The organism is Streptomyces sp. SCL15-4, assembly GCF_033366695.1.
Taxonomy (GTDB): Bacteria; Actinomycetota; Actinomycetes; order Streptomycetales; family Streptomycetaceae; genus Streptomyces.
The window spans coordinates 52,627-68,713 of record NZ_JAOBTQ010000001.1 but is presented as its reverse complement, the minus strand read 5'-3'; the positions used below and the strand labels follow the sequence as shown (position 1 = coordinate 68,713).

General features: G+C 71.6%; 19 protein-coding genes and 1 pseudogene. 8 read left to right on the top strand and 12 right to left on the bottom strand.

Annotated elements, in window-relative coordinates:
• On the top strand, positions 1-558 hold the full coding sequence (gene tpg / locus SCK26_RS00345; RefSeq protein WP_318199187.1) for a telomere-protecting terminal protein Tpg: 558 nt from the start codon (positions 1-3) through the stop codon (positions 556-558).
• 172 nt (positions 559-730) lie between these two features.
• On the opposite strand, the gene SCK26_RS00340 is transcribed toward tpg, so the two are convergent.
• Positions 731-1,603, bottom strand: a complete 873-nt coding sequence (locus SCK26_RS00340; protein ID WP_318199186.1) for an LLM class flavin-dependent oxidoreductase — start codon at positions 1,601-1,603, stop codon at positions 731-733.
• Positions 1,604-1,645: 42 nt separating this feature from the next.
• On the opposite strand from SCK26_RS00340, the gene SCK26_RS00335 reads away from it, so the two are divergent.
• Positions 1,646-2,218 (top strand): HU family DNA-binding protein, encoded by a 573-nt coding sequence (locus SCK26_RS00335; protein ID WP_318199185.1) that lies wholly within the window; start codon positions 1,646-1,648, stop codon positions 2,216-2,218.
• Between the two features lie 974 nt (positions 2,219-3,192).
• Here SCK26_RS00335 and SCK26_RS00330 read toward each other — a convergent pair.
• Positions 3,193-4,938, bottom strand: coding sequence for a hypothetical protein (locus tag SCK26_RS00330; RefSeq protein ID WP_318199184.1), 1,746 nt, complete (start codon positions 4,936-4,938; stop codon positions 3,193-3,195).
• A gap of 420 nt (positions 4,939-5,358) precedes the next feature.
• Here SCK26_RS00330 and SCK26_RS00325 point away from each other — a divergent pair, with 420 nt between their 5' ends.
• Entirely contained in the window at positions 5,359-5,562 is a 204-nt protein-coding gene (locus tag SCK26_RS00325; RefSeq protein ID WP_318199183.1) for a hypothetical protein, read from the top strand.
• 88 nt (positions 5,563-5,650) lie between these two features.
• Positions 5,651-5,839, top strand: coding sequence for a hypothetical protein (locus SCK26_RS00320; RefSeq protein ID WP_318199182.1), 189 nt, complete (start codon positions 5,651-5,653; stop codon positions 5,837-5,839).
• A 41-nt stretch (positions 5,840-5,880) separates the two neighbouring features.
• On the opposite strand, the gene SCK26_RS00315 is transcribed toward SCK26_RS00320, so the two are convergent.
• The 7 genes from SCK26_RS00315 to SCK26_RS00285 form a co-directional block, all read right to left on the bottom strand.
• Positions 5,881-6,015, bottom strand: a complete 135-nt coding sequence (locus tag SCK26_RS00315) for a hypothetical protein (RefSeq protein ID WP_318199181.1) — start codon at positions 6,013-6,015, stop codon at positions 5,881-5,883.
• 9 nt (positions 6,016-6,024) lie between these two features.
• Positions 6,025-6,573: a hypothetical protein gene (locus tag SCK26_RS00310; protein ID WP_318199180.1), complete on the bottom strand. Its 549-nt coding sequence runs from the start codon at positions 6,571-6,573 to the stop codon at positions 6,025-6,027.
• Positions 6,574-6,615: 42 nt separating this feature from the next.
• The gene (locus SCK26_RS00305; protein ID WP_318199179.1) at positions 6,616-6,810 is read right to left on the bottom strand and encodes a DUF6233 domain-containing protein; all 195 of its coding nucleotides are present in this window, start codon (positions 6,808-6,810) and stop codon (positions 6,616-6,618) included.
• A gap of 390 nt (positions 6,811-7,200) precedes the next feature.
• A complete protein-coding gene (locus SCK26_RS00300) occupies positions 7,201-7,338 on the bottom strand; it encodes a hypothetical protein (RefSeq protein WP_318199178.1) in 138 nt (45 codons plus the stop codon).
• A gap of 241 nt (positions 7,339-7,579) precedes the next feature.
• On the bottom strand, positions 7,580-7,765 hold the full coding sequence (locus SCK26_RS00295) for a hypothetical protein (RefSeq protein ID WP_318199177.1): 186 nt from the start codon (positions 7,763-7,765) through the stop codon (positions 7,580-7,582).
• Positions 7,766-8,133: 368 nt separating this feature from the next.
• Complete coding sequence (locus SCK26_RS00290) at positions 8,134-8,310, bottom strand: hypothetical protein (RefSeq protein WP_318199176.1); 177 nt, start codon at positions 8,308-8,310, stop codon at positions 8,134-8,136.
• Complete coding sequence (locus SCK26_RS00285) at positions 8,307-9,098, bottom strand: hypothetical protein (RefSeq protein ID WP_318199175.1); 792 nt, start codon at positions 9,096-9,098, stop codon at positions 8,307-8,309. Before SCK26_RS00285 ends, SCK26_RS00290 begins: the two co-directional genes overlap by 4 nt.
• Positions 9,099-9,334: 236 nt before the next feature.
• Between SCK26_RS00285 and SCK26_RS00280 the strand changes: the two genes are divergently transcribed.
• Positions 9,335-10,180, top strand: coding sequence for a hypothetical protein (locus SCK26_RS00280; RefSeq protein WP_318199174.1), 846 nt, complete (start codon positions 9,335-9,337; stop codon positions 10,178-10,180).
• Positions 10,174-10,413 (top strand): hypothetical protein, encoded by a 240-nt coding sequence (locus tag SCK26_RS00275; RefSeq protein ID WP_318199173.1) that lies wholly within the window; start codon positions 10,174-10,176, stop codon positions 10,411-10,413. The genes SCK26_RS00280 and SCK26_RS00275 overlap by 7 nt, the downstream gene beginning before the upstream one ends.
• Before the next feature lie 401 nt (positions 10,414-10,814).
• Here the strand turns inward: SCK26_RS00275 and SCK26_RS00270 are convergent, their stop codons facing one another.
• Together SCK26_RS00270 and SCK26_RS00265 are read right to left on the bottom strand one after the other, a co-directional pair.
• Positions 10,815-11,129, bottom strand: coding sequence for an AzlD domain-containing protein (locus SCK26_RS00270; RefSeq protein ID WP_318199172.1), 315 nt, complete (start codon positions 11,127-11,129; stop codon positions 10,815-10,817).
• The gene (locus SCK26_RS00265) at positions 11,126-11,860 is read right to left on the bottom strand and encodes an AzlC family ABC transporter permease (protein WP_318199171.1); all 735 of its coding nucleotides are present in this window, start codon (positions 11,858-11,860) and stop codon (positions 11,126-11,128) included. The genes SCK26_RS00270 and SCK26_RS00265 overlap by 4 nt, the downstream gene beginning before the upstream one ends.
• Before the next feature lie 69 nt (positions 11,861-11,929).
• On the opposite strand from SCK26_RS00265, the gene SCK26_RS00260 reads away from it, so the two are divergent.
• On the top strand, positions 11,930-12,526 hold the full coding sequence (locus tag SCK26_RS00260; protein WP_318199170.1) for a CGNR zinc finger domain-containing protein: 597 nt from the start codon (positions 11,930-11,932) through the stop codon (positions 12,524-12,526).
• A gap of 242 nt (positions 12,527-12,768) precedes the next feature.
• Here the strand turns inward: SCK26_RS00260 and SCK26_RS37875 are convergent.
• Positions 12,769-12,873 (bottom strand): annotated as a pseudogene (locus SCK26_RS37875) (IS5/IS1182 family transposase); the annotation flags it as partial.
• 1,163 nt (positions 12,874-14,036) lie between these two features.
• Between SCK26_RS37875 and SCK26_RS00250 the strand changes: the two are divergent.
• A complete protein-coding gene (locus tag SCK26_RS00250; protein WP_412080687.1) occupies positions 14,037-15,869 on the top strand; it encodes an FG-GAP repeat domain-containing protein in 1,833 nt (610 codons plus the stop codon).
• The last annotated feature ends 218 nt before the right edge of the window (positions 15,870-16,087 follow it).

Genomic DNA, 16,087 nt, shown 5'->3' with positions numbered 1-16,087 from the left:
ATGAGCCTGTTCGGGGACGGCCTGGAGGCCGCGGTGCAGAAGGCATCCACCCGCCCGGCACCGAAGTCGGCCGGCGCGCAGATGCGCTACCTGGTCAGGCAGCTCAAGGGCACCAAGGCGGTCGCCCAGCTGCTGAGGATCTCCCAGCGCACCGTCGAGCGGTACGTGAAGGACCAGATCAAAAAGCCCCACCCCGACCTCGCCGCGCGCCTGGAGCGCGAGGTGAGGAAGCGCTGGCAGCCACAAATCCGGGCCAAGGCCCGGCAGAAGGCGGCCACCACCGGCGGCATCGTCATCGACACCCGCGCCCGCATGGGCTACACCGCGCCGATCGGGTCGACGGACCAGGACCGCATCCGGCACCTGACCGTCGCCCTGCCCCCGCAGTACGCCGCCCGCCTCTTCGACGCCCAGGAGGCCGGTGCCACCGACGCCCGCCTCCAGGAGATTGCGGCCGAAGCACTCAAGGAGGTGTACTCCCAGGACGGCGGACGCCGCGCCGGCTCCCTGGAGGAGGTGCGCTTCACGGACATCGAACACCTCGAATTCGACCTGTAGCCCGGCTCCCCGTACCAAGCATCTGGCCCCCCGGCATTGGGGCTGCCGGGGGGGGCCAGGCGTTTCGCAGCCTACGGTCAGCCGGCCCGGCGGGCACGGCGGCGTTCCCGCCAGGTCGCCGCCGGTCCGGAGCGAGGAGAGCCCGCTGACCTGCGTGTCGACGCAGGGCGGGTCAGCGCCGGGCGGCCTCCAGGACCGCTTCCAGCTGCCGCAGCGGCTCGGCGCCGACGAACCGGAGGACGACGGTGTCGGCGCCCGACTCCCGCAGCGCGTCGATCCGTGCCGCGGCCCCGGCGGCGTCGCCGGAGACGGTGAAGACCTCCTCCTGCGGGCGGCCCAGCCAGGCGCCGTGCCCCTCGGTGTGCGGGTGCAGGGTCCGCGCGACCTCCTCGGGGTCGTCGCCGACGCAGGCGAACGCGAACACGTTCAGCGTGTGGTCGTCACCCGCGCCGCCCTTGGCCAGCAGCGCCCGGATGTGCTCCAAGTCCCGCGGTCCGTGGCCCTCGGCGATCAGCGTGCCGTCCGCGACCCGCCCGGACAGCTCCAGCGAGCGCGGCCGTACCACCCCCGCCACCAGCGGCGGCGGCTCGGCGGGCGGATGTACCAGCTCGATGCCGTCGATCCGCACCTCCCGCCCGTCCACCGTGACCCGCTCCCCGTGCAGCAGCGCCCGCACCGCGGTGATCGTCTCCTCCAGCAGGGCCAGCGGAGAGCGCGGCGCCACCCCGACCTGCTCCATCCACTCTCGTACGCCATGACCGATCCCGGCCACCAGGCGACCGGGGAACACCCGTGCCAGCGTGGCCAGTTCCATCGCCAGCAGGGCCGGGCTGCGCAACGGCGCCGGGGCAATCCCGATGCCCACCCGCAGCCGCTCGGTCGCGCCCAGCGCCACGGCCGCCGCCGACACCCCGCCGTTCCAGCGCAGGTCCTCCACCACCCACAGGTCGTCCGCGCCGAGCGCCTCGGCCCGCCGCGCGAAGGCGGGCAACTCCTCGGGCACCCAGTCGCGGTCGTACATCACACCTATCCGGAGATTCGTCATGCGACGGAACCTACGGTCCGGCCGAAGAGGTGATCAACGGCTTTGCCAGGTACGGGGTCGGCTGCCGCCGAAGCCCTGGAAGTGGTGCTGGACACTCTGGTCCGGCGCGTCCTGGATGGCGACGCCGTCTCCGTGACCGGGTTCGGCAGGCTCCAGGCGGTCCACACCTCCGCGCGCCGCGCACGCAATCCGCAGACCGGTGAACGAGTCCTGGTCCCCGCAGGCAGGCGGATCGTGGACCCCGACGGCGTTGCCCGGCTCACCGACCGGTGTCAGGCCGACACCCAGGCCCTGCTCGCCAAGGCCAGCCGGCACCACGACAGCCAGCCGGAGCTTCAGTCCCTCACCGAACGGGAAGTGGCCGACCGCATCCTGGCCGAATGCCGCACCAGCGCCCTCAAGCGGCTGCTGCGCAGCGAGGAAGCCGACGCGGAGGCGGAGACGGTGTACGAGATGGTCCTGCGCCGCCACCCCACCGCTCACCGCGCTGCGGAGGAAGCCGCCGAACAGGCCCGACACCGCACCGCCCAGTACCTCCTGCAGCAACGGCTTGGCCAGCTCCGCGTACTGCGCATCCGTGCCGCAGCGGGCCGGCTACCGCAGCGAACCCCCTGAACACCGGCGAAGCTGCCAGTAGCCGCAGCTCGGCCCGCCGGGTGACGTTCGGAGTGCCAGTCCACGGCCGACCTGCCCCCAACTCAGGCCCGTCCTCGGCCGAGCAACCCCCGCGGGCGCGGGGACGGCCAGGAGATCGTCAGCTCGATTTGCTCAAGGTTCGAGCAATCCCCGCTCGTGCGGGGGTTGCTCGAGATCTCCGAGCTTGATGAGTTCGTCCCGCGGGCCGCAGGTCGTGGGGGATGACCCGCTGGGCGATCTTCGCCTGCGGCGGGGGCACCGTGCGGGTACCGGCCGGGGAGCCGGAACTGCCGTCCCGGCGGCGGCCTGATGGCCGGAGAACCGCGGCCCGCCCGTGCCCGTGGCTGCGCGGGCCGGGCAGACGGTGGTCTGAGGGCTGGACGGCTGGGAAGCGGCTGCGATCTTGGCGCCAGGGGTGGCGGCCGCGCACCTCGAGCAACACTCCATGGCCTGCCACCAGCGCCCTTCCCGGTCTGTGACCACGGCCAGGACGACCGGACCGCCGCATCGCCAAGGTTCGGCACGCGTATGCCGGCCGGTGTCTGGGAGGTGGGTGTGGCAGCCCTGCAGCTTGCATGCGCAGTACGCTCCGGGCCGGGGGCGGGGGCGGCGCGCAGGTGGGCCTTGAGGTGGGCGATGGCGGCCGCACGGCCGGCGGCCGCGGACGCCAGGCACTGCTCGGCGCAGGCGGGACGGCTGCACGAGATGCGCACGGCCGTACTGCCCCGGCCGGCTGCGTCCAGACGCACTGTCTAACGGCGCCCCGGCACCCGCTCGTTCACCGCGGCCTGCGTCATCCCGGTCTTCCTCCCGTGCCGTGTCTGCGATGCATGCCGCCTCTTCCCGCTGCGCCGGGCGTGTCTGCGGGCGGCGAAGCCACCGTATGCGGCACACGGGCCAAGGCAGGTGAACCCGGGCCTGTTTCAGAGCGCGTGGCTGGCGAAGCAGGCCGGTCAGGACGCGCGTGCCGGGGCGGGCGTGCCGTCCAGGGAGTCGAGGAGCTGGCCGAAGGTGATCTTCTCGTCGTCGTAGTCGAAGGTCATGGCGGCGGCGAGTGCCTCCCACCGGTCGGTGCTGCGGCTGCAGTGCTCCAGAAGGATCTTCAGGGCGACGTCGGGTTCGTGGTTGGCGAGGACCTCGTCGGCGGGGATCTGGCGCAGGTGCTCCAGGGTGCGGTAGCGGGACTTCACCACGGCGCGGTAGATCTCGGAGCGGGAGAGGATCGCACTGGTGGCGGGGGAGTCGAGCCAGGACTGCAGGACGGCCGCCGGGTCGGGATACTTGCCGAGTTCGTCGTCGTCCACCAGCCGCACCACACCGTCGTCCTCGTCTTCGGGCACCGGGAGGGCGGCCGCCGCGGCCAGGAACCAGTCGGGGCCGCCGGCTTTCTCGGCGATCCAGGCCAGCTCGGCGGGGTGCAGCCCGTTCAGGACGTCCGCGACGGCGGTGCGCGGGGTGTTCGGGTTGTCGATGAGGACGGTCAGGGCCTTGACCCGGCGGTGCTCGTAGTGGCGTTCCAGGAGTCGGGCCGGGCGGTCGCGGTCCGGGTCGACGTTGTCGAGGACGCGGATCAGGGTTCGGCTCGGCGTGGGGGAGACGACGGCCGGCTGATCCAGTCGGGCGAGCTGGGCGCAGACCCCGGCAAGGTGGTCGGGGTTGGCGCTGAGGAGGGCCAGGTCCTTGGCGAGGCGCAGGACGCGGCCGTCGAACTCGTGGTCGCTCTCCTGCTTGTCGGACCAGGTGAGCAGTTGGCCGCGGGTGACGAGAGCGTCGGCGGCCGCTTGCAGCTGGTCGGCGGCAAGGTCTGCCAGGCGCGGATTGCTGCGGAGGCGGTTTGCGATGTGGTGGAGGGTCCGGCGGGCGGTCACCTGCGGGTTGGGCAGGTCGGCCAGTTCGGGCAGGCACAGGGCCGGAAGGCAGGCGAGCAGCAGTTCCTCGCTGAGTGCGGGCGCCGGATCGGCGGGCAGTTCCTCACCGTCGGGGTCGGTGGCGCGGAGCCGGGCGTCCTCGAGGGCCTGTGTCTCGGCCTGGTCCAGCAGCAGGTGCTGGACAGCCGCCCCGAACACGGGGTGCGCGGTGAGCTGCGCCCACCGTTCGGGGCAGCGGGCCAGCATCGCCCAGCCGGCGCGGTCGCCCAGCTCCAGCGACCAGTCCTTCGAGAACGCGGACACCTGTTCCCAGCCCTCTTCGGGCTCCGGGTGGAGCAGGTACGCGGCGAGCGGGGAGAGGCAGGCTTCCAGGACGGCGTCGAACAGCTGTGGCGGCACGGGTGGGGCTGGCGCTGCGTCCTTGGCGCGGGTGTACCGGTCGGGATCCCAGTCCCGGACGACCTGCTCTACCTCGTGCTGGGGGAGGCGGGGCAGGAGCGCGATGGCCGCATCGACCTGGCCGGGGTGCCGTGCCAGCGCGGAGATCAGCCCGGCCCAGGCCCGGCGGTGCCGCAGGATGGCGGGCACGTCGGCGGCGGTCACGGTGCCGTCGGCCGCCAGGGCGGCCAGCGTCTTGTCGTCGGCGTGCACCAGGAGCCGGCTGCGCAGCCGTTTAGCAGGGGTCCGGGCCAGCAGGGCGGGCAGCGCGGCCTTGAGGGCTTCCTCCCGCCACCGGTCGGCCTGGGCGTCGAAGCCGTCCGGTGTCGTCGCCGGAGTGCATAGGGCTTCGATCACCGTCTTGAGGGCTTCCTTGGGGAGGTCCTCGCTCATCGCGAGCTCCCGCCACAGCGGGTACGTACGGGCGTTGACCATCCTCGGCTTCCCCTTCCAAACATGACCCGGCGTCACCGCCTGGTCGCCATCCGTAGAAGTGACCGTACGGTGCGCCCGGGCCCGACCGGGGCGCAATCCATGAAGTTGCCTCGCTGTGTGCGCACTGGACCGGGCTGCCGCACAGTGCCGTCTGCCGCCGGATAACGTGACGAACCATCTGCTCCAGCGTTTACCGCGAGGGCGACGTGGGTCTAGCCGGGAGCGGGCGGAACGCCGGCGGCGGACACGCGGCGCGGGCGAGGTCGGGGCAGCTGCTCGTCCTCTTCGGTGCGCTGCCAGCTGTCCCCTCGGCGAGCGGCTGCTGCACCGCCTGGCCGTCGCCGACGCCGGCATCCGGCTGGAGCACGAGGGCACACAGTGCTCTCCAAGCGGGAGGCGCACGCCGCCGAAGCCGCGCCCGGCCGCGCGGCGGAGTCCCCGGCGGACCTCGGCGTGCCAGTCCCGGCCGGTGCCCGGCGCGGGGAGACGCTCGCCGTGCCCGTCGGGGCCCGCGCGGTGCACTGGCCCGACCTCGTCGTGGTGCTGCCTGGCGTCGGCTCGCCGCCGTCGAGGTCGAGCTGACGGCCAAGCCAGCGGCCACGCTGCGCGCGATCCTGTGCGCGTACAAGCAGGTCCGGCGCCCGGTGGCCTATCTCGCCACCGAGCCTTCGTGCGCCAACTGCAGGGCGGCCCCGACCCGGGCGGCCGGTGGGTCGACGGTGTCGCCCAGGAGCTGGAACTCCTGCCGCCGGGCGGCCTCGACCCGGGCACCGGCGGACAGGTGCGGCCGTTCACCGCCATCGACCCGACCGTGGCCCGTCGGACAGCCCAGCAGGCCGCCCGGCCACGGGGTGGATAAAGCCCAGCTCACACCCGTTGCCACCTGGTATCCAGGCGGTGTCAGCCCTCGTCGCCACGTGCCGCGCGCAGCGCCTGCAGGGCTGCCGTGAACTCGGCGTCGTCGAAGACCTGGAGGAAGGGGCGGAGCTGGATGGGGCACTCACCGACTAGGGAGGCGGCGAACCGCAGCACCAAGACCTCGCTCTATGACGAGCGGGTCACCGGCGACCCGGTGAGCATCAACAGATGGCCGACCGGGTCCCAGTCGACGCTGGGGTGCTTCGCGCTGCGGTCGATCAGCGGGCGGCCGGCGGCCGCCGCGAGTTCCTGGTCCTCAGCGAAGCGCTGCAGCCAGAATCCGTCGCGGTGGGCTCCGAGGAACCGGGTCGCCGCCAGCATGTACTCGTTGCCCACGCCCCGCAGCAGGTCCTCGGCGAGCTGCTCGCCCGTCCTGCCGTCGACCGTCGTCGTCACCAGCTTCTCCGTTCCTCCAGCACTCGGGACCGCGGTGGCCGGCCTCGCCTCACTGTGCACGGCCGCCGAGCCGCGGCCGCGCCGCGCACGCCGGGCGATCTCCCGGACGCCCTCACGTACCGCCAGGCGCACCAGCGGGTCCTTGGCCAGCGCCCGCACCGCGTCCATCCACTCCATCGCCGTCTCCCATCGACCTACGGGCAGCGCGCCCGCGAAGGGCGCCCCGCCCTCCAGCCCTTCGGGTGCCGAGGCGGTGGGGAACAGGGAGTCGGAGAGCATTTCGGAGCTGGTCGTGGGGGCGGGCGGTGCAGCGGTCGCGGCCTATGCGAGCGGCCCGAGGGCGACATCGGCACCGCACTCCGAGCACGCCACGGCGCCCGGGAGCCGCAGCACCTCCAGAGCTGCGAACACGTCCAGTTCGCTCGCGTCGGCCGGAGCCTCCGGGCAGTCCGCGACGTGGACGACGAACCGGCGGGGACGCCCGTCCCGCCCGGTGCCGTCCGTTGCACCTTCCATGCCCACCGGTCGGCACCCTCCGCCGTGGGCACCTCCGGCTGGAGCGGGTGCGTCGGTACCTGGTCGTATGGGACGCCCCGGATGGCCCGGGCCTGGCCGGCGGTCAGCCAGACCCGGTACTCGCGCGGCTCCACGGCCTCCATCTCCGGAACGTCGGCCCACATCGGCAGCCCTACCCAGTACAGCCATCCGCCCTGCGGGAACTGCCGACGCGCGTACAGACGGCTCAGCAGCTCCTGGCCGTCCGGCAGGACCACGCGCACCGGAGGCGGGGGCGGGTCGGTGGCAGGCACCCCGCCACCGTACGAGACGCGCCCCGGCCGGTCGGTCCAAGGCCGGGGCGCTCTCCGTGTGGCCCACGGATGACTCGGTGAGGGACGGATGCCGGTCTCAGGCGGCCTGACGGGGGTCGGGCTCCTCGTCCGGCTGAGCGATGGACGCCACGTCGTCCCGCAGGCGCCGCGCCCGCAGTCGCTCGTAGTCCGTCTTCGTGGCCCGGCCGGCGGCCGCCAGCACGATCGCGGCCATGAGGCTGCCGACGAACTCGGGCAGGACAGCCCGCAGGAGGTGTAAGAAGGAGTTGAACACAGGTGTGATGGCATGCCGGAGGAGCTCGTCGCACGCCAACTCCTTGTCCGAACGGCTGCGTCCCCGCGAGCTCTCGGGGTCTCACCCCTGGGCCACGTCAGAGATTCTGCCGGTCATCCCAGTATTCCGGGGGCTGGTTCGGAAATCTGTGCGTCGGCCGGACGACCCGGGAGTCTCGTGCCTACTCCTGCGACGGCGGGAGTTGGGTGGGCGGAGGCGCGGTGCGCCGCCGGCGGCGGGCTGCCCGAGCGGTGCGGAAGACAGCGACAGCGGCGGTGGTGACCACGGTGGCGGAGAGGCTGCCGAGGAACTCGGGCAAGGTCGCTCGCAGCAGGGCGAGGGCGGCGTCGGACACGGAAAAGGGCACGGCGCGCCGAGGGCTCCGTCGCGCGCCGGTTCCTCTCGTGCTCGAGCGGGCACAGCGGTGCACGGGCCGGCCGGGAGCCTCGGCCGTGACATCTCCCTGGGCCACGCCGTGTCGGGCTTGTTCCCTCTCGGCGTGGTGATCCTCCCTGTGTGCGGTGCACATCTTTCCGGCCGCGGCGACTGCGTGTCCCGGTTTTCGTTGAACTTGGCCGTCCAGCCGGTGTCCGTGAATCGTGGTGATCACGTCGGATAATCCATCACCGTCTCCCCTCGGCCTCCGGGCAGCGTGCCCGCGAAGGGCGCGCTGCCCTTCGGCCCTTGAGGCGGCGGAGGACTTGGCGGCAGGAAGGGGGAGACGGGTTTCTCTGGTCAGCGAGAGGGTGGTCCGCCGTCTCCGCCCGGCCCCAGCAGGAGGTAGAGCAGCGTCATCACCCCCGCGCTGACCACCAGGGCAGTGCCGATGGCGGGGTGGCGGTAAGCGATGTATCCGACGAACGCCCCGGCGAGGAGAAGGACGAGGATGCGCAGATCGAGCGGACCGTTCACCGGGGCACCGCCGAGCTGACCGAGGGGACCACGATGAGGCCGGCCGCCGCGAGTTTGCGGGCACGCCGACGGACTCGGGCCAGTCGCCGCTCGACCGTCTTCCGCGTGGTCCCCAGTTGCTGCGCGATCTGCTCCTGGGTTGCACCGGTGGCCAGCATCGCCTCGCAGACCGCCCGCTCCTCCATCGACGCCTTCGCCAGGATGAGGCCCAGCGTCTCCCGCAGCACGGTCTGCTGCTCGGGGCAGGGGGGCGGCGTAGCCAGATCCCAGATCTCCCATTCGGGGTCGTACACCGGGATCAACTCGCCCAGGACCTCGCGCATGCGCCGCCGGTGCCCCGTGGCCCACTTGCGGTAGGCGTCCCTGAAGAAGCGCAGAGCGATGGGGATGAAGAAGCTGGTCAGGTTCCGGCCGCCCTGGGGCTCCCACTGCGGTAGGCAGGTGGAGAGGTAGAAGGGGATGGCCTTGGCCAGGCAGTCGATTGCGATGTCCTCGCGGACGTCCGCCCGGCGCATGATCTCCTCGACTTCTGTGTACGGCGCGGCGAAGTAGACCCGGTGCTCACGGCACCGGGCGATGATCGTGCCGTCCTTCATCCACGCTCGAAGCACCTTCCACCCGTACGTCCAGACTCGGTCCCGGAGCATGCCGAGGTGCGGTCCCTCCTCGAAAGAGCCGGCCTTGATGCGCGCGAACAGTTCTCGGTCGGCCGCCCGCTGTTCGTCGGCCCGGTCCGGCGGCGGGGCTATCGCGGGCGTGAGGGATGCCATGTCGGCTTCGGTGGACACAAGCAGTGCTCCGTCTCGTACTGGATGGGTTGTAGTGCACCCCCTAGTGAAAAAACGGCGAAGTCATCCCCCGCCAAATCACGAAACAAATTTGTGGACCTACGAAAGGTGCGTTGGCGGGTGTCCGCGATCTGCGGACGAGGGGTGTCGCGTCGGATAATCTTTCCTTATCCGATGCGACAAAACGGACATGGCGGCCGGCCAGTCCGGGCGCCGGAAGGGGAGGGAACCCAGTCGTGAGCGCACACCCCGATCTGCCCGACACGCTGGTCCACTTCACGGGCCGGCCTCGTGGGCAGCACGACGTACCGCCGGACTTCGCCCGCGGCACCGCCGAGGAGCGCTTGGTAAGCATCCTGCACAGCGGCGTGCTGCGCGGGGCGCCGGACTTCTGGGCCGACGCCCCGGTGCTCTGCTTCAGCGAGGTCACCGAGGCCGCCCGCCGCGCCATGCTCCGCGACGGAGTGGGCGGCCGCGGACCGTACGCGCCCTGGGGCGTGGTGCTCGACCGGCAGAAGCTCATACGGGTCGGCACCCGGCCCGTCCTCTACCTCTCCAGTGAGGAGATGACTGAGACGCGGCATTTGCCGAGGCGCATCCGCAACCGGCGGGTGCGCTACGACCCGGGCTCCTCGGACTGGCTGCACGAGCGGGAGTGGCGGCTGTGCTTCGAAGATGGGGAGACCCCGGAACTGCCCGTCACCCGTGACCTCGTCGTCGGTGTCATCGTCGGTATCCCGGGGTGGATGCCGCCGCCGTGGGCCGCTGAGCCGACGGAGGTGGTGGCCGACCTGCAGGAGCGGGTGCGGTCGGCGCGGGCCCAGTTGGAGGCCCTGCAGGCGGAGGTCGGCGCCCTGCCGGGCGTTCACAGCCTGAGCTTCAGCGTGAGCGGGGTGAGCACCAGGTTCGCCGGGGCCGCCGACCGCCTGGCCCGTTGGTACTGGAACGGCGACGACCTCGTCCCGGACGGCGTCTTCGACATACGCGAACAGCAGATGTGGTCCTCCCAGCACGCTCCGGGCACCGGCTTCGAGGTCGGCTGGAGCTTCGGCCACCCCGGAAGCGAGGAGGAGGCATGGTGAGCACCGTGACGGAGACGGCCACCGCCGACGTCGCCGGGCCGGACGGCACACCGGTCCCGCCGATTCCGGCCACGCCCAGCGAGCGGCAGACGCTCATCGAGCGGTGGGCAGAGCGGCACGGCGTCGACGCCGCCCGGCGCCTGGCCGAGGCCGAGGACCTGGCCGGCGCGGTCGCCGCCGAGATCACCCCGGACAACACCGTCGACACCTACAACAGAACGACGAGAAGATGACCGTCGTCATCGCCCTGGCGCTGGGCATCCTCAACGTCCTCGAGGAGCTCGCGAGCAGCGTCACGCAGGCCAGCCGGTGAGCCCCCATACACGCAAAGGCCGGGCGGTGACTACCAGGCACCCACCGGCCCGGCGGCGCTCCCGCAGGCCAGGCCGGCGGCGGCAGCGCGCCGACGACGGCTGATCGGCGTGGCCGCCGTCTTCGCCGTCGCCCTGGTGGTGACCGTCGTCAACTGGCTGCTCGTCCACTGGTGGATCCTCGCCGTCGTCGGCGTGCTCGCGGTACTGGCCGGCGGCGGCTGGATCTACCACAGGCAGCAGCAGGCGCGATGGGACACGGTCCGCGCGCAGGGCCTGCGTTACGGACTCGCCCAGCTCGGCTGGGCGCCGCCTGGGTCCGCTCAGTGCGCCCAGCGCAGCAGCGCCGTCACCACCGTCGCGCCCACCATCACCACCGGGAGCGGGGCCTTGCACAGCCGCAAGGCGATGCCGGCGGCGACGCCGCCGGCCATCGTGAGGTCGAGCGCGGACCAGCCGGGCCCCGCCAGGTCGACCATGACGAAGCCGGCGAGCAGCGCCGGAGCCATGAGCGCCATCACCGACCTGGCGCGGGGCGGCAGCTCGGTGTCGCCGAGGACGGCGGGGCCGACGGCCTTGAGGGCGAAGCCGACCGAGGCGACCGAGGCGATCGCGGTCCACAGGTGTGCCGTGTTCACCGGGCCGCCTCCTCCGCCCGGCCGGTCCGGCCCGCACGCGCGAGCGCGACCAGCGCCGCCGCCCCCGCGCACGCGACCAGGGCGGGCCCTGCCGAGACGACAGCGATGCCCGCGCCCGCGACTCCAGCGCCGATGCCAGCGGACAGCCACCCCTCCCGTGCCCGCCTCAGCTCGTCCAAGAGCAGGACGGCGAACAGTGCCGGGGTGAGGGCGTCGAGGCCGAAGGTGTGCAGGAGTCCGGGATCAGGGGCGACGGCCACACCGATGGCCGTGCCCGCCACCCAGGCCGGCCACTGGACCACAGTTGCGCCGAGGAGCAGCGACCTGTCGAAGCGGCCACCGCCCAGATGGGCCGCCGCCCACGAACCGTCGACCACTGCCTGGCCCTCGAGTGCCCGGCGTAGCCGTCCGCCCCGCAGGACCCCGGCGATGGCTATGCCCATCGGGACGTAGCGGCTGTTGACCAGTGCGGCGGCGATCACGGCGGCGAGCGCGTCGCCGCCCGCGCCCAGGGTCGCCACCATCGCGAACTGCGCGGAGCCGGAGAAGACGACGAGGGAGCAGATGACGGGGGCGACCGGGCCCCACCCCTGGGCCTGAGTGAGCGCACCGAAGCTGATGGCCAGCAGGAACGAGGCGGCTGCGAGACCGGATCCCGTGCTGAGCCCGGACCGGAAGCTCCTGGTGCTGTCATGGGGGGTGCTGGGTTCGCACCGCGTTGGGCTGTCCATCCAGGCACCCTAACAGGCTATTCCGTTTTTGTTCGTTAGATTCCATGCGGGGCCCGTTAAGGTGGGGGCGTGAGCGACGAGCGGAAACCCATGGCCAAGACGACCGGCATGACCGGCACCACCGGGAACATCGAGCCGTCGCACATCGCGGGCCACCCTGTCCTGGACTTCGTGAACACCGTGGCCTGGCGCACCGACGACAGCCGTCGAGTCGAACGCGTGCCGAACGCCGCGGCCTGGACACGCTGGGCCGCCGCAGCCGGTCTCGGCGCGACCCCGCTCCCCGACGAGGCGTCCCTGCACAGCCTGCGCGAGGCGCTCACGGCGGCCCTGGACGCCCTTGTCGACGGCACGGTGCCCCCAGCCCACGCCTGGGACGCCCTGCGCCAGGCCGCACTCGCAGCCCGCGAGGACGCCGCGCTGCCCCGCAGCTTCCCGCTGCGTCCGGTCCCGGCGACCATCGCCGGCAAACTCGCGCTGCTGGCGGAGGAGTTGCTGGGCGACGCCAGTGCGCTGCCCCGTGTACGCCGCTGTGCGGGGCCGGGCTGCGGCTGGTTCTTCCTAGACCGCAGCCGCAACGGTGCCCGCCGCTGGTGCAGTTCGGGCGACTGCGGCAACCGGGACCGAGCCCGGCGCCATTACGCGCGCACCCGACAGGGCACCTGAGCGCACGTGGTGAAGTGCCTGTCAGGGGCGCAGTCCGAACGAACCCGGAGCACTGAACCTGTCCGGAGCCACCGCCACAGGCCGAGCGAGCCATGCCCGCGTCGCTCGACGTCACTCGAGCGGGGTGACTGCGAAACTCGTTGCCGATCAAGCGCCAACCGCAGCCAGCCACGCGGGTCCCCGGCCATCGCTGACTCCCGTACTGGCCCCCTACTAGCTTTCAATAACCCGTCGAAAACAGGTCAGCCCGTGGTGTTCCGCAACCACAGCACCAGCGATGCGATCAGCACGCCCGCACGGTAGCGAGCGGCAAGCTTGTCGAACCGGGTGGCGACCGCCCGCCATCTGTGTGACGGACTCGACGCTGTACTCGGTGCCGGCGGCATACGCCTGCACGAGGATGCCCGTGTGCACTTCGCCTCCGTCCGTTCGGTGTGCCGAGCGGGCGACGCCGGCCGCTGTTGCGGATTCAGCCAGAGCGGTGACCACGGTGACGCCGGCGGAGCTCGCGCCGTCGGTCGGCTTGACACAGGGGAAGCCGACCTGGCGGTCGTGCAGGGCATCGTGCAGTTCGGCGTCACCGCGCGCGAGCCGGGTGTCGGGATGCGCACCCCGGCTCCGGCCAGCGCACGGGCCACGACCGCCTTGTCGCGGGCCGCCTGGGCAAGGTGCGAGTCGTTTCCGGGCAGGCCGAGCTCGGCGCAGACCAGCGAGGTCAGTTCGGTGAGGTACTCGTTGACGGTGAGGACGGCGCCGACATCGTGCTGGCGGGCATAGGCGGTGATCTGTTCCCGGGCGGGCCGGGTGAAGTCGGTGATGACTTGCCCGGCGAGCTTGGCCGCCGGCTCGCGCCTAGCGGCTTCGGAGGTCGCGGCGTGCACCTGCTGGCCGCGCGCGGCGGCCGCGCGGGTGAGGGCGGCGGACTCCGGGCCCGCCGCGTCCCGCAGCAGAACGGCGGGGCCGGTCACGAGAGGTAGTCCTCAAGACCGAGGGCGTGATGATCCTCGACCTGCGCGGACGACGCCCGTGAGCTCACCGAGGACGAGATGAACGACCAGCTGAGCGTCGACGACCGGGACGCCGGCGGGGAGGATGACGAGTACGAGTGGGTGCGGTGAACTCACCCGGGGCCCGGGCGGGAGGTATCCCCGGCCCGGGCCCGGCGCGTTCGGGCCGTCTCACGGGCCGTACGCGGCCGGCCCGGCGCGAGGGCTGGTCAGCTGCGCGCGACTCCACCACTGGCGGCCGGTCGGCCGGGGACGGCGGAGCTGTGGCAGTACTCCGTACATCGCGCACCGCGCCACCACGGGCTCACCCTGCTGAGAGCACGGCGTACACGTCGCTCACCACCGACACGACTTCAGCATGTTCCGGCTCAAACACCTGCGAACCCACTACGAGACATACACCGGCCTCCACCTCGGCCTGTTCCAGCTCACCTGCGGCAGCATCCGTGGGACCCTCGGGCCGAAAACGATCTCCAGGTTTCCGTGAGCCGTCTGTAGGGTGCATGAAGATCCCGTGGAGATACGTGCACCAGGTGAGTCGTCATGTGTCCGGCGGGAGGAGGTGCTTGGTCAGGGGACGCCCCAGTCAGTGGCGTTGCCAAGCACGTTGTTCCTGTGGGGGATGTGCGGTGAGTACTTCAAAGGCACGTGCGCGTGGCCTCGCGGTCGTCGTGGCTGTTGCGGCCTGTATGGCGGCTCTGCCGGTTCCGGCCGCAGCAGGCGATCACGAGCGGGGGCCGGGGCTCGTCAGGCCCGGGCTTCCGCGCTGGACGCCGCCGACCGCGGAACTGCCGTCGGCCGTACGGGGTTCCGCGCGTGCCGGTGTGCGGACGGCCGGGTCGGTGACACCGCGTTTCGACGTCGACGGGGATGGCGTGAGCGATCTCCTGATCCGCGGCCTGGATGACGCCGCGTACGTCAAGCGTTGGCAGACCGGTCGCGCGGAGGCCTACCCGCCCGACTACGACCTGCCGGTCCTTCCGGACGTGTGGAAGGACGTGATCGAGCCGGGCGACATCGACGGCGACGGCGTGCCCGACTTGTTCGTCCTCGCGCCGGACGGCGCCCTGACCCTCAAGCCCTCCAAGGCCTACCTGGGCAAGAAGGAGTGGACGCAGTCGGGCTGGCAGAAGTTCAACAAGATTTTCGTGCCGGGTGACGTGACCGGTGACGGCAGGAACGATCTGATGGCCCGGACCCCGAGCGGTGATCTCCACCTCTACGCCGGCACGGGCAGGGTCGACGCTCCGCTCGCGGCGTCGGTCAAGGTCGGCTACGGCTTCGACATGTTCGACCAGTTGACCGGCGCCGGTGACATGAACGGCGACGGATACGGTGACGTGGTCGCCCGCACCCCGGCCGGGGACCTCTACTTCTACGCCGGCACCGGCGACGCCTCGGCGCCCTTGAAAGCCCGGGTGCAGACCGGGTCCGGGTGGGGCGGCTACAACCAGATCCTCGCCCTGGACAACAGCTCCGGCCACGTCGACCTGATCGCCCGGGACGTCTCCGGCGCGCTGTGGATGTTCCCCGGGGACGACAAGGGCGGCCTGGGCGCGCGCGTTCAGCTCGGCACCGGCTGGCAGGGGGCGACGCTCGTCAACACGGGCGGGAACCCCTTCTTCGGCAAGGGCGAACTCATCGGCTGGGACACCACGAACACGCTCAACTACTACCTCAGTCTGGGCAACGGTCTTTTCGCCGGGCGGCTCCTCATCGACGGCGACATGTCCGGTTACGGCCTGACGAAGCTGTCCAGCGCCTCATCGCTGGACAACCGCTCCCGCTGGTCCACGCTGACCCTGGTCCGCTCCGATGGGCACCTGGAGATCGGCGGCAACGACGTCGGTGGCGGGTGGAACGTGATGACCGCGTTCGCCGGCATCGGAGACATCAACAACGACGGCAAGGGCGACCTGCTGGCCCGCAACTCCGACGGCCGCCTCTACTTCTACCCCGGCACCGGGACAAACGGCCTCGGCGCCCGCACCGACCTCGGCACCGGATGGAACGCCTTCGACGTACTCGTCGGCTCCGGCGATGTCACCGGTGACGGGCTGCCCGACCTCCTTGCCCGGGAATCCTCCACCGGACACTTGTGGCTTTACCCCGGCGCTCAGAAGACCGGATTCGGGGCCCGCGTCGACATCGGCGGTGGCTGGAACGTGTACAACAAGATCGCGTCCCCTGGCGACATGAACGGTGACGGGCTGGCCGATCTCGTTGGCGCCGACGCGGCCGGTGATCTCTGGCGCTATGACGCTGACGGCGCGGGAAAGCTCCACACCAAGGTCAAGGTCGGTACCAGCTGGAACATGCACAAAGCCCTCTACTAAGATTTCCTCGACGGACCCGGGATCAATTCCGGGATCCACGCAGAGCGGAGCGGTCGTGGCCTCCACAGACCGCTGCGCGGCTTTCCCTTTTTCGATATGAACCCCTTACTCTCCGGAAAATGTAAAGCCGTCAAAAAATTCTCTTCCGGAAACAGTCGGCCACATGTAAAGATCTCCTCTGCCTTGCCGGGGGAAGGGAAAAAGCGGCAATCCGCGGC